Source organism: Rhodococcus yunnanensis NBRC 103083, assembly GCF_001895005.1.
In the GTDB taxonomy this organism is placed as follows: domain Bacteria; phylum Actinomycetota; class Actinomycetes; order Mycobacteriales; family Mycobacteriaceae; genus Rhodococcoides; species Rhodococcoides yunnanense.
Genome location: NZ_BCXH01000003.1, coordinates 198,827 through 212,252, shown reverse-complemented (window position 1 = coordinate 212,252; position 13,426 = coordinate 198,827). Strand labels below are relative to the sequence as shown.

At 63.3% G+C, this 13,426-nt stretch carries 12 protein-coding genes; all 12 read right to left on the bottom strand.

The genetic code is table 11. The annotated features are described in order from the left end of the window. Positions 1 to 3: 3 nt before the first annotated feature. The 12 genes from RY1_RS07395 to RY1_RS07340 all read right to left on the bottom strand — a co-directional run bounded on the left by RY1_RS07395 (position 4) and on the right by RY1_RS07340 (position 13,306). Entirely contained in the window at positions 4 to 1,251 is a 1,248-nt protein-coding gene (locus RY1_RS07395; protein ID WP_245819531.1) for an ABC transporter substrate-binding protein, read from the bottom strand. A 678-nt stretch (positions 1,252 to 1,929) separates the two neighbouring features. Further along, positions 1,930 to 2,901, bottom strand: coding sequence for an LLM class F420-dependent oxidoreductase (locus tag RY1_RS07390; RefSeq protein ID WP_072802895.1), 972 nt, complete (start codon positions 2,899 to 2,901; stop codon positions 1,930 to 1,932). A 14-nt stretch (positions 2,902 to 2,915) separates the two neighbouring features. After that, on the bottom strand, positions 2,916 to 3,716 hold the full coding sequence (locus RY1_RS07385; protein ID WP_072802894.1) for an SDR family NAD(P)-dependent oxidoreductase: 801 nt from the start codon (positions 3,714 to 3,716) through the stop codon (positions 2,916 to 2,918). A gap of 16 nt (positions 3,717 to 3,732) precedes the next feature. After that, the gene (locus RY1_RS07380; RefSeq protein WP_072802893.1) at positions 3,733 to 5,517 is read right to left on the bottom strand and encodes a glycoside hydrolase family 15 protein; all 1,785 of its coding nucleotides are present in this window, start codon (positions 5,515 to 5,517) and stop codon (positions 3,733 to 3,735) included. After that, positions 5,514 to 6,206: an HAD family hydrolase gene (locus RY1_RS07375; protein WP_072802892.1), complete on the bottom strand. Its 693-nt coding sequence runs from the start codon at positions 6,204 to 6,206 to the stop codon at positions 5,514 to 5,516. Before RY1_RS07375 ends, RY1_RS07380 begins: the two co-directional genes overlap by 4 nt. 83 nt (positions 6,207 to 6,289) lie before the next feature. Next, positions 6,290 to 6,763 carry a Dps family protein gene (locus tag RY1_RS07370; RefSeq protein ID WP_072802891.1) on the bottom strand — a complete coding sequence of 158 codons (474 nt, stop codon included), beginning with the start codon at positions 6,761 to 6,763 and terminating at the stop codon, positions 6,290 to 6,292. Positions 6,764 to 6,806: 43 nt separating this feature from the next. Continuing rightward, positions 6,807 to 8,321, bottom strand: a complete 1,515-nt coding sequence (locus tag RY1_RS07365; RefSeq protein ID WP_072802890.1) for a catalase — start codon at positions 8,319 to 8,321, stop codon at positions 6,807 to 6,809. Positions 8,322 to 8,339: 18 nt separating this feature from the next. After that, positions 8,340 to 8,834 carry a Fur family transcriptional regulator gene (locus tag RY1_RS07360; protein WP_072802889.1) on the bottom strand — a complete coding sequence of 165 codons (495 nt, stop codon included), beginning with the start codon at positions 8,832 to 8,834 and terminating at the stop codon, positions 8,340 to 8,342. Positions 8,835 to 8,884: 50 nt separating this feature from the next. Further along, positions 8,885 to 9,541, bottom strand: coding sequence for an acetoacetate decarboxylase family protein (locus tag RY1_RS07355; protein ID WP_072802888.1), 657 nt, complete (start codon positions 9,539 to 9,541; stop codon positions 8,885 to 8,887). Further along, on the bottom strand, positions 9,529 to 11,232 hold the full coding sequence (locus RY1_RS07350) for a GMC oxidoreductase (protein ID WP_072802887.1): 1,704 nt from the start codon (positions 11,230 to 11,232) through the stop codon (positions 9,529 to 9,531). The genes RY1_RS07355 and RY1_RS07350 overlap by 13 nt, the downstream gene beginning before the upstream one ends. Then, entirely contained in the window at positions 11,229 to 12,731 is a 1,503-nt protein-coding gene (locus RY1_RS07345; protein WP_245819530.1) for a flavin-containing monooxygenase, read from the bottom strand. Before RY1_RS07345 ends, RY1_RS07350 begins: the two co-directional genes overlap by 4 nt. Further along, a complete protein-coding gene (locus RY1_RS07340) occupies positions 12,728 to 13,306 on the bottom strand; it encodes a TetR/AcrR family transcriptional regulator (protein ID WP_072802886.1) in 579 nt (192 codons plus the stop codon). The genes RY1_RS07345 and RY1_RS07340 overlap by 4 nt, the downstream gene beginning before the upstream one ends. Positions 13,307 to 13,426: the final 120 nt, after the last annotated feature.

The window sequence follows — 13,426 nt, the reverse complement described above, 5'->3', positions numbered from 1 at the left end:
GCGTTACGCAGGTGCGCCGGTGAGCTGGAGGTTCGACGGCACGCCGTCCTCGATCACACCGAAGAGACTCTGCTTCGTGCAGATCGACGGCATCATGGGGAAGGACGAACCGTCGCACGAGAAGGAGATGCCGCCGCCCGCAGGCAACTCGACATTCTTCGACGACCGAAGGGCATCTGCGATCGATGCGGCGTTGACCTCTCCCTGAATTCCGTTGGCAGCACGAACAACTCCGAGCGTTGCCTGGTACGCGGAGGCTGCGAAGCCTGCGGGGCTCAGGTCGGGCGCATAGGTAGCCAAGATGCTCCGGTAGAGCTCGGAGTCGGGGTTGTCGGAGAATGCGTCGACTGTGGTGACTCCGACGTTGCCGTTGACAGCATCAGCGCCGACTGCGTCGATGACACCCTCACCGAGGCATGTCGAGAGCAGGAAGGACTTCGTGTCCGGGCTGGTCGTCTGCAATGCCTTCAGTACCGAGATGCACATCGACTCGTCGCCGAGAACCGAAATCACATCCGGGTTACCAGCGAGCGCTGCCGTGAGCTGTGGTGTCGCGTCGGGAATGCCGATAGCGAGGGGCACGACATTGAGGTTCAGTCCTGCCGCCTCGAAGGTCGGGGCACCGAGGGCCTGGATCACTGCAGGCTGGCCGCCGGTATCACCGACGATGAACGTGACGTTCTTCCAGCCTTGCTTTGCTGCGTACTCGGACGTGCCGAGGAAGAACCCTGGCAACCCTGCCGAGAGGATGAACGAGCCGGGCGACGTCAGTTCGGCAGGCGAGACGCCGTTCACTCCGACGTACGGGATCCCCGCCCCCTCGATGATCGGGAGAATCGTCGCTCCCTGTCCGCTTCCGGGCACGAGCACTGCCGAAACCTTTTCCTCCACCATCTGGTTTGCACAGTTGCGCGCCGAGGTGGGCTCCTCCTGCTGCTTGCAGACCACCAGTTCGACCTTGTGCCCGGCCAGGCCGCCTGCGTTGTTGTTCACGTACTCGATGGTGGCTTCGGCGGCTTCGCGCGATTCCGGCAAGGACACACCAGCGCCGCCTTCGACCGTGATGAAGCCGAGCTTGACGGTGTCCCCCGTGGCCGGGTTGTCCGGCAGCGTCGACGTCGGCGCCGACGTGGCGTCGTTCGAGTCGTCGCTGGAATCGCTACTACACGCGGTGACCGTGGACAATCCAGCGAAAAGCAGGGCAGCTGTTGCCCCAGCCAATCGCATGCGGCGGGACCTGGGACGACTCATTTTTGAACTCCTAAGTTGCGAACGCGCTTCACATGCAGCGATCTACGCCACAGCTGTTTAGACAAGTGATGCACCTCACTCGAAGGTGGGGGTGATCAGAAACTAGCGTTCGCGGAACTACTGTGTCAATCATTAAGAATTTTTCTGTATCTTTGTACTAATCCATGAGCCGCGACCGACCGAAAAACGCGGTCCGACGCACCCCGAGTCGGCCCCGCGGGACAGCAAAATGTCCATAATGTCGCGAATGAAACATATTAGTTGTGCAACGCATCAGCCGGTCGACCCGTCATACATATCGAGGATCCAGGCGAGATCTTCACCGGGACAACAGATCCGGCAGCTCATGCGTCCCCCCGATTCGATACGACGATCAGCACGAGCCGCGGTTCTTTTCGCATGTAAAGATACTTAAGGTTACAAAGTATTAATTATTAACAATCATCATTGAGATTCGACAGGCTATCTGCTAGACATGAAGTGGCTGGGAGTCTGACATCCTGTGCCTCGCGCGTCAGTGACAGTCACCTGCCGGGCCGTGTGTTGCCGAGCCGAGTGTTTCAGCCGATCCTCAGGGGTTCGGCCACAGGCAGACGAGAGTGGCCCCCTCCGGCGGAGGGGGCCACTCTCGTGCGATCGCGGTTTCTACAACCGCAGTTTTTCAAGCACCGCAGTTTCTCAAGCAGAAGCCTTTCTCAACTTCTCCAGCAGCGGCCCTGCGGCCTCGGCCAGGAAGCGTTCCTGTGTCTCGTCGCCGACCTGGACGAGGGCGATGTCGGTGAAGCCCGCTTCCCAGTACGGCGTGACCGCGTCGACGATCGCATCCAGATCGGGTCCGCAGGGAATGGTCTGGGCGACGTCTTCCTTACGGACGAACTGGGTGGCGCCTGCGAACCCTGCCGTTGTCGGGAGATCGGCGTTGACGGCCCATCCTCCGGCGAACCAGCGAAACCTGTCGTGCGCTCGGTCGATCGCCACGTCCTTGTCCGGATCCCAGGAGATCGGAATCTGGCCGATCGCGCGGGATGGCCCCTGGTGGCCGTCCGACCATGCCTTGACGAGGTCGGCGTCCGGCTCGGTCGCGATGAGGTGATTGCCGTAGTCGGCAAAACGAGCGACCGCCTTCTCTCCCCCGACGGCGATACCGATGGGAACTCCGCCCTCGGGCAGATCCCAGATCCGCGCGGAGTCGACACGGAAGTGTTTTCCCTCGTAGGTGACGAGTCCGCCCGCATGGAGCTGCTCGATGATCTCCAACGCTTCGACGAACATGTCCTGACGCTTGTCGATCGACGGCCAGCCTTCACCGACGACGTGCTCGTTGAGGTTCTCACCGCTGCCGAGCCCAAGGGTGAAGCGGCCGTCGGCCAGGATCTGAAGCGTCGCGGCCTTCTGCGCGACGACCGCAGGGTGGTACCGGATGATCGGGCACGTCACGTAGGTCATGAGTTCGACACGTTCGGTTGCCTGTGCGACGGCTCCCAGTGTGGTCCATGCGTACGGGGCATGTCCCATCGAGGACAGCCACGGCGAGTAGTGGTCGCTGGCGACCTCGAAGTCGAATCCGACCTTCTCGGCCTCGACGGCGTAGCTCACGAGCTCCTTCGGGCCGCTCTGTTCGGTCATCAGTGTGTAGCCGAAATTGGTCATATGCGTGTGTCTCCTTACATCGTTGCGACAGAGCCGGAATCGACCCGGTAGTTGGATCCGTTGACGAAGCTGGCTCGGTCCGAGCACAGGAAGGTGATCACCGAGGCCACCTCGTCGGGTTCCCCGCGTCGTCCGAGTTCCATGTACGGACGCTCTTCCTCGAGGAAACTGCGGATTGCGCCGTCTCGATCGGTGCCCTTTTCCTCGGCGCGCTTGTCCATCATCGCGTCGGTCATGGGCGTATGAATGAACGCGGGCGAAACAGTATTGACGAGAAGCCCTTCGGAGGCATAGCTACGCGAGAGCCCTTTGGCGAGTGCCAGCACACCGGCTTTGGCCGAGCAGTACGGCAGCTCGTCGTCGTACGGTTGCACGGCGTCTTCGGAGGTCAGGAGCACGATACGGCCCCAGCCGCCGCGCCTGAGCGCAGGCAGGAAGGCGCGGAGCAATCGGACCGGTCCCATCAGATCGATGTCGAGGGTACTGCGCCACCCCTCTTCGTCGATCTCGTGAAACAGTCCTTGCGCGCCGGTGACGCCGGAGGATTGAACGAGAATGTCTATCTCGCCCACGGCATTCCGAGTCCGCTCGGCCAGCTTCTCCACGGCAGCGGTGTCCGTGACGTCGGCGGCGAAGGCGAACAGCGAGCCCTCGGACGCCTTCAGCTCGGACGCGGCCGCGTCGAGCGAGCCCTGGTCCTTGTCGCTGATCACCACTCGGACACCCTCGGCCAGAAGCATTTTCGCGGTCTGCCAACCGATCCCGGAGTCCGCTCCGGTCACGAGGGCAGATTTTCCTTCGATTCCCAGTTCCATAGGGCCTTCTTTCGATTCAACGTTCAGCGGTCGCATCGTGCGAGCGCCCGATGGTCAGTGCTGCGTTCACCAATGCCAGGTGGCTCAGGCCCTGTGGGAAGTTACCCAGAAACGATCCGTCCGAAGCATCGATCATCTCGCTGTACAGCCCGACGTCGTTGGACATCTCGACCAGCTGGTCCATCAGGGCGGTGGCTTCGGAGTCGCGTCCGACGCACGAGAGTGCGGACACCCGCCAGAACGCACACGCCACAAAGGTGGCTTCCTCCTTCTGGGCGCCCGAGTAGCGGTACAGCAGTGGCCCGGAGCCGAGTTCCTCACCGAGTGCATCGATCGTCGACGACATTCGTTCGCCGCGATCGAAATTCATCTCGGCGGCCAGCAGAACCGAGGCGTCGAGGCCGGTCGAGCCGGGGTAGGACGTGTACGTCTGTCGCTCGTCCGACCAGCATTCGTCTTCGACGTATGCACGGATTCGGTCCTTCTCGGCCCGCCACCTGTCTGCGACACCGGGGATCTGACCGCTGTCGGCAAGATGTACCGCACAGTCGAGCGCTTGCCAGCAGCCGAGTGTGGAACTGGTGTAGTGCTGCTCCTCTTCGAGCTCCCAGATGCCCGCGTCGCGGCGTTGCCACGAGTCGCATGTCTGGTCGGCGATGGTTGCGAGCAGCCGGCCGGTGTCGGCGTCGAGGACATTGCCTGCGTCGACGTACAGGCGAACGATCGAGAAGAGATCGCCGAAGATGCCCAGCTGGAGCTGATCTGCGGCGGCGTTGCCGTTGACGACGGGTCCGATTCCGCGCCAGCCCGGCACATCGGGCTGCTCGGTTCCGCCGGGCAACTCACCGCCGAGGGTGTAGAAGACGTTGACGAGGGGATCGTTGCATCGAATGACCTTCAACAGCCAGGCCACCGCCGCGTGGACTTCCTCGCGGAGACCGAAGCGGATCATCGCTCGAATCGTGTACGCGGTGTCGCGCACCCACGCATAGCGGTAGTCCCAGTTCTTTCCGCCGTCCAGGTTCTCCGGCAACGATGTGGTTGCTGCTGCAGCGATGGCGCCGGATGGGCTGTGCAACAGCAACTTCAGCGCAAGAGCACTGCGTGCAACGTGCTCCGACCACGGCCCGTCGTAGTCGAACTCCTCGGACCACGCTCGCCAGTTTCGCACCGTGCGGTCGACGCCGTCGTCGACGTTGCGCGGATCGGGAAGGTGCAGAGGCTCGTGCTCGGTGCCCACCAACCCGACGAGGTGCCGCGACCCGGCGGCTGTGGTGAATGTTCCACAGATGCTTTGATTCTCGACGGTGACGTCGTCCGCCTCCAGCGTTCGGACACCCATCGTCAATCCGTCCGCGCGAAGTACCGTGCCGTGCTGGGTGTCGTACGCCCACGGCGAAGCGCTCCCCAGCATGGTGCCGGGAGCGACGCACCACGTCATCTCGACGGCACCGTCGATCCCGTCGATCCGCCGAGCCAGTTCGACCCACGGCAGCCGGCCGGCGACACCGGTATTCAACGAATCGGTGACACGAACCGTCCCCGACGCCGTTCGATGAATCGTGGCGAGAACGTTGGTTCCGGAGACGAATTCGCGCTTCGAAGTGAAGTCCTCGACTGGGCGGAGCTGGAAACTTCCGCCGTGTTCCGCATCGAGAAGCGCAGCGAAGGGAGGCGGCGAATCGAGATTCGGCAACGGCAGCCAATCGATTGTTCCGTCGTCGGCGATCAGTGCGACGGTCCGCCCGTCGCCGATGGCCGCGTAGTCTTCCACCGCGCTGTAACCGCGATCACGGGTCATGCGTCGATCAATCTCGCGATCGCGCTGACGTACTTCGTGCTGTCCTGCAGCTTGTCGACGAGGTCGGCCGGATCCTCGTACACGTCCTCGGCACCGGCGGCACGCAGTTCCGCGTCGGGGACGCCGCCGCATCGAACACCGAGGCACACCACACCGGCGCGTCGTGACGCCTTCATGTCCCACACACTGTCGCCCACCATCACCGCGCGCTCGGGCGTGACGGAGGCCCGCGCAAGAGCGATGTCGATGATCTCGGGATCCGGTTTGGCGTCCTCGGCGTCCTCGGCGGAGGTTACGGCGGACAGAACCTCCTCGACGTCGAGGAGGTCACGCAGCATAGCCAGTTCGGACTCGGGTGCCGACGTCGCAAGCACCACCGTCAGGCCGAGTTCTTCGATCCGCTGCAGCAGTTCGCGCGCACCCGGCAGTATCTGTAGGCGCCCGCTGGCCTTGTCGTAGTAGTCGCTGTGAAGGTCCTTGGCCTCCAGTGCGACTGCGCTGTCGGCCGAGCCGACCAGAGCTTCGAGGAGCTTGTCCCCGTCCATCCCTATGCACCGGTGTATCCGCCACGACGGCACCGTCACACCCGCGTCGGCGAACGCGCGAGACCATGTGTCGACGTGCACGTAGTTGGAATCGACGAGCGTGCCGTCGATGTCGAACAGAACTGCGCCGGGGCTTGTGTTCATCGACGGTGCTTACCCTCGAGAAGTCCGGGTGAAACACGAAGAGGACCCCTCGCATCGAGAGGTCCCCTTCGTCGAACGACGGCTCAGTCGACCTGGGCCTGCCACATCCAGTGCAGCTGCTCGAGCCGCGCGGTGATACCGATCAGCAGATCCTGGGTGACCGGATCGGCTGCCTCGGTGTCGGCGATACGTCCTCGAAGTCGATCGACGACGGCGGCGAGATTGTCGACGATGGCAGCGATGACCTGTTCGTCCTTGGTCCAGCCTTCGCCGAATCCCTTGGTGCCCGCGGTCGTCGACACGGTTGCCGATCGGCCGTCGGGACTGACGCCGATCGCAGTTGCGCGTTCGGCCGCGGCGTCGGTGAAATCTCTTGCTGCAGTGACCAGTTCGTCGAGGGCGAGGTGAACGGATCGGAAGTTCTTACCGATGACGTTCCAGTGCGCCTGCTTCGCGATCAGCGAGAGATCGATCAGATCGACGACGGTGCCCTGCAGGGCATCTCCGGCGATCTTCTGCTGACCGGCATCGAGGGTGCTGGTGATGGGATTGGTCATGAAGTCCTCCTTCGTCGAGGATTTACCGGTGGGATCGGTCTTGTCAGACCTTTTCCGCCTCGTCGCCCGGGGTGGTGGGCGACTGGCTCGTGGTGGGTGCCGCGTCGGCCTGCCCTGCTCTGACGCCCTCCTCGACCTTCTTGCCGAGATCGGGGTCGACGTTGGTCCAGTATTCGAAGACGCGCTTCAGTATCGGCTCGGACACACCGTTGAGTGCGTGGCCGACGATGTTGCCTGCCAAGCGTTCACGCGCCGCGTCGTCGAGCACCTCACGAACGAGGATGCCTGCCTGGACGAAGTCGCCGTCCTCGGCATGCTCGATGTACCCGGTGCGCACGAAGCGGGGCTCGAAATCCCATGACCCGTCGCTCCCGAACTTCGCCGAGTCCGCGTGCGGGCCGCCGTACGAGTTGGGTGCGTACACGGGAGTGTCCGCGGAGTTGAACGAGTACCGCATCGCCCCTTCCTTCGAGTACGTGTTGACGGGCGCCTTGGGTGCATTGACCGGCAGCTGCGCGTAATTGGTGCCGATGCGGTATCGGTGCGCGTCGGCGTACGAGAAGACGCGGCCGAGCAGCATCTTGTCGGGGCTGACGCCGATTCCGGGAACGAGGTTCGACGGCTCGAACGAGCTCTGCTCGATCTGAGCGAAGAAGTTTTCCGGGTTGCGGTTCAGCGTGAGCTTTCCGACCTTGATCTTGGGGTAGTCCTTCTGGGACCAGACCTTGGTGAGGTCGAACGGATTGTATTTGTAGTTCTCCGCGTCGTCGTACGGCATGATCTGGATGTAGAAGTCCCAACTCGGGAAGTCGCCCTCGCTGATCGCGCCGAACAGGTCCTGCCGATGATGGTCGGGGGACGTGCCGGCCAGCTCGTCGGCCTTCTGCTGTGTCAGAAAGTCGATGCCCTGGTTGGTTTTGAAGTGGAACTTGACCCAGGACCGCTCACCGGCCTCGTTGATGAACTGGTATGTGTGCGAGCCGAATCCGTCCATGTGCCGGAAGCTCTTCGGGATACCGCGGTCGCCCATGAGCCACGTGACCTGATGCGCCGTTTCCGGTGACAGCGTCCAGAAGTCCCACTGCATGTCGTGGTCACGAAGGCCGGAGGCGGGCAGGCGCTTCTGGCTTCGGATGAAGTCCTGGAACTTGATCGGATCCTTGACGAAGAACACCGGGGTGTTGTTGCCGACGAGATCCCAGTTGCCCTCGGTCGTGTAGAACTTCAGCGCGAAACCGCGAGGGTCACGCCAGGTGTCCGGGCTACCCTGCTCGCCTGCGACCGTCGAGAAACGCGCGAGAGCCTCGGTCTTGACGCCCTTCTGCAGCGCGGCAGCTTTGGTGTACTGCGAGATGTCCTCGGTGATTTCGAGGACGCCGAATGCACCTGCGCCCTTGGCATGTACGACACGCTCGGGCACGCGCTCACGGTTGAACTGCGCCATTTTCTCGATGAGGTAATGATCGTGGAGCAGGATCGGACCCTGCGTTCCGGCGGTCAACGACTGGTCGTCGCTGGCAACCGGGATTCCGGAATTGCTGGTGGTCGGCTCGGTCATGTGCAAAGCCTCCTGAAGTTACTGGGTATGGGAAGAGTTGTTGGTGCTGATAGCCGAATCGACAGCAGTCGAACCCTGACCGGGCTGGGGCAGGCAGTCCTGGCACAATCCCCAGAACACTATTTCGGCTTCCTCGACGACGAATCCATGAGAATCCGACGGATCGAGGCACGGCGCTGCGCCGACGACACAATCGACGTCGAGCACCGTCTGGCAACTACGGCACACCAGGTGGTGATGGTTGTCGCCGATCCGAGTTTCGTACAGCGCAGGAGACCCTGCGGGCTCGATGCGGCGGAGAAGTCCGGCGCTCACGCATGCGCGCAGAACGTCGTACACCGCCTGCGTCGACACCGAACCGACATCGGCTCGGACCAGTGCTGCAACGTCGTCGGCGTCCGAATGCGGTCGGGCTGTGACCGCATTCAGTACCGCCACCCGAGGAGTCGTGACGCGAAGACCCACCGAGCGCAACAGCGCGGCCGGGTCCGAGATCGTCTCTTCCGATGGCATGCGTTCGAGTATGCCCGCTTTCTGGAATTAGTCAAGAAAAGGCAGTCTAACTAGACCTCAGCCCCGCTGACCAGCTTCGATGGGCCAGTGGTCATAGTGCCTGCGACGATCTGCAACCCGAAATGGGTGCCCGAGGACAGCCATCGACTCAACGTGGGGCCCTCTGCGCCGACGGTCACCCGGCACAACCTGGCCTTGCCGGACAACCGCGCACCGGCCAGAAGAACCTCGTCGTCGACCGGTTGAGCAAACCCGAGACCTCCCCGAATCGGGAACCGCGGGCCGATACCCGAGGCGTCGGTGCGCACCTCCCACTCCTCTCCCGCCGCAGACGCCGACGTCAGTACGTCGCCGCCGAATTTCGCCAATACCTTCGGTAGCGACCAGTGAGTGCGGCCACCGTGCACCGACGTCTCCGAGTCGACGGCGATGAACGGGACCGCGATTCTCGGCAGCGCACCTGAGTTCCGCACCGGCCGTCGTAGCACCGGGCTCGCGAGAATTTCCCGGTACGGCCCTACGGGCGAGCTCAGATAGTCGACGACCATCGCCACGGTCACCGGCAGATCCTTCTCGGGAAGAAGCTCGCGGCCGACCGGCGTCGCTCGGTGCCACCAGATGGTCGCGCGAACCTCGGCAGGCCACGGCGGCGGCGGGCTCTCCGGCCAGTCGGTGCGGTCGGACGTCGATTCCTTCACGCTCCACATGTCGAACCTCCCAGAGCAGTCAGCGGCAGTCGCAGCGCGCCCGGAGCCGCAACCGGTACCACGGGCCGTGCGGGATGCGTCGGCACAATTTCGCGGTACTCCGAGCCAAGCGCAGGCCTGGCGTCGAGCTCTCCCTTGTTCGGCCACAACGCCATTGCGCGCTCGGCTTGAGCGGTGATCGTGAGCGACGGATTGACCCCGAGATTGGCGCTGACGGCCGAGCCGTCGACGACGTGGAGCCCCTCGTACCCGTAGACGCGGTGGTACGCGTCCACGACGCCCGTCCGTGCAGAGTCGCCGATGGCGCAGCCACCCAGAAAATGTGCGGTCATCGGAATGTTCACGATCTCGGCGATCGAACCTCCAGGGTCGCCGCCGATCTTGTCGGCCAGCAGCCTGATCGCCTCGTGCCCCTGCGGAATCCACTGAGGCGGCGGATCTCCCGGTCCGGGCCTGCTGGTCAGGTGCCGACCGAAGAGCCCCTTCGTGGATCCGAGTTCGAGCGAGTTGTCGTCGGTCTGCATGACCAGAGCGATGACGGTACGTTCGGACCACCGACGTACCGACAGGCTTCGCAGCGCTGCACCTGGATGCCGGAGTGCGACGCCGACAGTCTTCAGTAGCCGCGGAGTTCGGCCTCCGCCATCGCTCAACACGGTTTGGAGCAGTCCGATCGCGTTGCTGCCCTTGCCGTATCGAACGGGTTCGATGTGCGTGTGGTCGTCGGGGTGGAACGACGATGTGATCGCCACTCCCTGTGTGTAGTCGACGTCGCGCCCCCGCGCGGTCGCGGCGAGCACCGCTTCGGAGTTCGTTCGCACGAGGCTACCGATTCGCTCCGAGAGTGCAGGTAGCCGGCCGGTCTCCTTCATCGCGAGCAGCAACTTCTGTGTACCGTACGTTCCCGCGGCGAACACGACCTGGTCCGCAGTCATCACCGTTTCCGTGCGCCGGAGCTTGCCGCCGGTCCTGCGCGTCACCACCTCGTAGCCGCCTCCCGTGGCGGGCCGGACCGCGGTGACCGTCGTCAGCGGAAATACCTGCGCGCCAGCATGTTCGGCCAGATAGAGATAGTTCTTGACCAGGGTGTTCTTCGCGCCGACGCGGCATCCCGTCATACACGAACCGCACTCGGTGCAGCCGGTACGCGACGGCCCTACGCCGCCGAAGAACGGATCGGGAGACTTCTCCCCTGCGGTTCCGAAGAACACACCGACCGGCGTACTGGTGAAGGTCTCGCCGACACCCATGTCGTCGGCGACTTCCTTCATGACCTTGTCCGACTGCGTGATCGTCGGGTTCTTTTCCACGCCGAGCATACGTTTGGCCTGGTCGTAGTACGGGCCGAGTTCGCGGTGCCAGTCGGTGATGTTGCCCCACTGCGGGTCGTCGAAGAATCGCTTCGGTGGTTGGTACAGCGTGTTGGCGTAGTTCAGCGACCCGCCTCCGACTCCGGCGCCCGCCATGACGAGAACATCGGGCAGCAGGTGGATACGCTGCACGCCATAGCATCCGATTGCAGGGGCCCACAGGTACTTTCGCAGACGCCAACTGGTTTTCGGCAGTTCGTCGTCGGCGAACCGTCGGCCCGATTCGAGTACCCCCACCCGATACCCTTTTTCGGTCGCCCTCAGCGCGGCGACACTACCGCCGAAGCCGGATCCTATGACGAGGACGTCGTAGTCGCTCATAGTTGTGCACTCTTTCCCGCAGGCGTGAGGGCGTAGTCCGAGGTCTCGAACGTTCGCGTCGAGTTTCGAAAGGTGAAGGTGTAGGTCGGCCACATGACCGGATTGCGGCCCTCGGAGTCGAGGTACCAACTCGAGCATCCGCCTGCGTTCCACACGGTGCCGGACAGCGAGTCGTGTATCCACGAGTTGTACTGCTGTTGAGCATGTTCCGATACGTCGACCGCTTCGATTCTCTGTTCGCGCATCTGCCGCAGCGCCGAGACCAGGTAGTTCGCCTGAGATTCGAGCATGTACACGATCGACGAGTGTCCGAGATTGGTGTTGGGGCCGTACATCAGGAACAGATTCGGGAACCCGTGCACCGTCGTTCCCCGGTACGCGTTCGGGCTTCCACCCCACCGCTCCGCCAGCGTGCGGCCGTCGGAACCCTGAATCGCATGAGACACAGGAGGTTCCGTCGGGGTGAATCCGGTCGCGAAGATGATCGTGTCGACCGGGTACGAGTTACCGTGCGCGTCGACCACCGCGTTCTCGGTGATCTCGGTCAAACCACTGTCGACGAGGTCGACGTCATCGCGGTCCAGTGTCTTCAACCAATCGTTGGACAGCAGCATGCGCTTGCACCCCAACATGAAATCCGGCGTCAATGCAGCGCGTGTCACGGGGTTCTTGACCTGTCGGCGCAAGTGGAGCTTCGCGACGTTCGACACGAGCGGCAGCACACCGGGGTGATGTGCCAATGCGCTGACATAGGCCTCTCGGTACCCGTAGATGAATCCGCGCACAGCCTTCTGCGTCGAGGGGAAACGGCGATACATCGCTTTCTCCAGTTTCCCGAGCGTCCGGTCGAGCCGTGGTACCACCCAGGCAGGTGTCCGCTGGAACACGGTGAGACGGGCTGTGCGGTCGACTATTTCGGGCACGAACTGTACCGCGGATGCGCCGGTGCCGATGACGGCCACGCGCTGGTCGGTGAGGTCGTGGTCGTGGTTCCACGTCGCCGAGTGGAACATGGTGCCTGCGAACTTCTCGATCCCTGGGACGTTCGGCAGTTTCGGCGTCGACAGCGCACCGGTTGCTGCGACGAGCACGTGTGCCGTCAGCGAGCCGAGGGACGTTTCGACGGCCCATCTACTGTTCGCCGAATCCCATTTCGCAGAGATCAATTCGCATCCGGTGAAGATTCTGCCCTGCAGCCCCAGTGCGTCGACGACGCCGCGGAGATAACGGTGTATCTCGGGTTGGCGGGCGAACGTGTGTGTCCAGTCCGGGCTCGGCGCGAACGAGAACGAGTAGAGCGAGGTCGGCACGTCGCAGGCGCACCCAGGGTAGGTGTTGTCGCGCCACGTGCCTCCGACGTCGTCCGCTCGTTCGATGACGACGACGTCGGCGTTGGGGTCGTCGTCGAGAATTCTCGATACCGCGCCGATTCCGGCGAAGCCCGCCCCGACGACGAGCACGCGCACCGACTCGGGGAGCACCTTCTGTGAGTGCGTCACTGCATCACCTTCGTTTCCCACGCCGGCAGTAGCCGGGCGCGTAGGGCTGCATCGGACTCGGGGGTGCGCAGCAGCGCCGAGACGGCGAGCCCGCGCGCAAGTTCGACGCTGAGTTCGATCGATTCGGTGGTCATACGGCTTCCCATGACGGCCGTTGCACCGCCCATGATCGCCTCCGAAACCTTTCGCTCCAGCGGGACCATCGCCTCGTGCAGGATCGGATCGGTTCGCGCCGCAACCCACAGTTCGAGTGCTGCGTAGAAGAGCGGACCGGAGAACGCCTCGCTGAGCACTTCGACTCCGCGCTCGGGGTCGGGTTCGCTCGCGAGGATCTCGGCGAGTCTCTTCTCCACGAGATGCCCGACGGCAGCCGTCACCAAGGCTTCCTTGGTGGGAAAGTGGTGCAGTTGTGCGCCGCGAGACACTCCGGCTCGGCGCGCGATCTCCTGAGTGCTCGTCTTGGCGAATCCCAGTTCGACGAGGCACTCGATCGCGGCATCGAGAAGCTTTGCCTGCGTGCCTGCGGTGCGCTGCGCCTGCGTGCGTCGTTCGGGTACTTCAGTGCTCTGGGTCACAGAAGGGACGATAGCGTGAAATCAACAAACAGTCCAGACTGCTTTTAACTCCTCATGCCCACTGCCCTCTGCCCTCTACCCAGATCCTCACTCGACTCTCCAATCCTCATCCCAAGCATG

Bases quoted from the DNA above. Each gene is read 5' to 3' on its own strand.
- RY1_RS07395 (WP_245819531.1), bottom strand. From the start codon at position 1,251: ATGAGTCGTCCCAGGTCCCGCCGCATGCGATTGGCTGGGGCAACAGCT.
- RY1_RS07390 (WP_072802895.1), bottom strand. From the start codon at position 2,901: ATGACCAATTTCGGCTACACACTGATGACCGAACAGAGCGGCCCGAAG.
- RY1_RS07385 (WP_072802894.1), bottom strand. From the start codon at position 3,716: ATGGAACTGGGAATCGAAGGAAAATCTGCCCTCGTGACCGGAGCGGAC.
- RY1_RS07380 (WP_072802893.1), bottom strand. From the start codon at position 5,517: ATGACCCGTGATCGCGGTTACAGCGCGGTGGAAGACTACGCGGCCATC.
- RY1_RS07375 (WP_072802892.1), bottom strand. From the start codon at position 6,206: ATGAACACAAGCCCCGGCGCAGTTCTGTTCGACATCGACGGCACGCTC.
- RY1_RS07370 (WP_072802891.1), bottom strand. From the start codon at position 6,763: ATGACCAATCCCATCACCAGCACCCTCGATGCCGGTCAGCAGAAGATC.
- RY1_RS07365 (WP_072802890.1), bottom strand. From the start codon at position 8,321: ATGACCGAGCCGACCACCAGCAATTCCGGAATCCCGGTTGCCAGCGAC.
- RY1_RS07360 (WP_072802889.1), bottom strand. From the start codon at position 8,834: ATGCCATCGGAAGAGACGATCTCGGACCCGGCCGCGCTGTTGCGCTCG.
- RY1_RS07355 (WP_072802888.1), bottom strand. From the start codon at position 9,541: ATGTGGAGCGTGAAGGAATCGACGTCCGACCGCACCGACTGGCCGGAG.
- RY1_RS07350 (WP_072802887.1), bottom strand. From the start codon at position 11,232: ATGAGCGACTACGACGTCCTCGTCATAGGATCCGGCTTCGGCGGTAGT.